This is a genomic window from Crenobacter sp. CS_VA4 (assembly GCF_055597485.1).
In genome coordinates, this window is sequence record NZ_JBVMAE010000079.1 from 1 (window position 1) to 795 (window position 795).

Genomic DNA, 795 nt, shown 5'->3' on the forward strand with positions numbered 1-795 from the left:
GAGCGCAGCAGCAGCTGCGGCGACGCGATCGCGCCGTTGGACACGATCACCTCGCGGCTGGCGCGCGCCTCGCGCGGCTCATCGCCCTGCAGATAGACGACGCCGACGGCGCGCTTGCCGGAAAACACGATGCGGTCGGCCAGGGCGCGTGTGTGCACGGTCAGGTTCGGCCGGTCCTTCGCCTGATCCAGATACGCGAGCGAGGTGCTGCAGCGACGGCCGTTGGCGGTGGTGGTGCGGTCCATCGGGCCGAAGCCTTCCTGACGGTAGCCGTTCAGGTCGTCGGTCGCCGGGTAGCCGGCCTGCTCGCCAGCCTCGATGAAGGCATCGAACAAGGGGCTGATGCCGGGCTTCGGTGTCGTGACGTGCAAGGGGCCATCGCCGCCGTGGTAGTCGTTCGCCCCCTTGTCGTACGTTTCGGCCTTGCGGAAGTAAGGCAGGCAGTCGGCGTAGCTCCAGTCCTCCAGGCCCTTGTTCTCGGCCCAGCCGTCGTAGTCCATCGCGTTGCCGCGGATATAGACCATGCCGTTGATCAAGGACGAGCCGCCGAGGCCCTTGCCGCGGCCCTGCGTCATCCGGCGCCCGCCCATGTGCGGCTCCGGCTCGGTGACGTAGGCCCAGTTGTACGTGGTGCCCTGCAGCGGGTAGGCGAGCGCCGCCGGCATCTGCGTGCGCCAGTCTAGCCGCCAGTCCGGGCCGCCGGCTTCCAAGAGCAGCACCGACACGTCGGCGTCCTCGGTCAGCCGTGCGGCCAGCACGCAGCCGGCCGAGCCGGCGCCGACGATGATGTAGTCG

The 795-nt window shown here is 69.6% G+C and carries 1 protein-coding gene; it reads right to left on the reverse strand.

The window, feature by feature from the left end; translation table 11 throughout:
- The coding region (locus tag ACZ2IA_RS22775; RefSeq protein WP_470294870.1) for a GMC family oxidoreductase N-terminal domain-containing protein at positions 1-795 on the reverse strand (795 nt) is incomplete at both ends.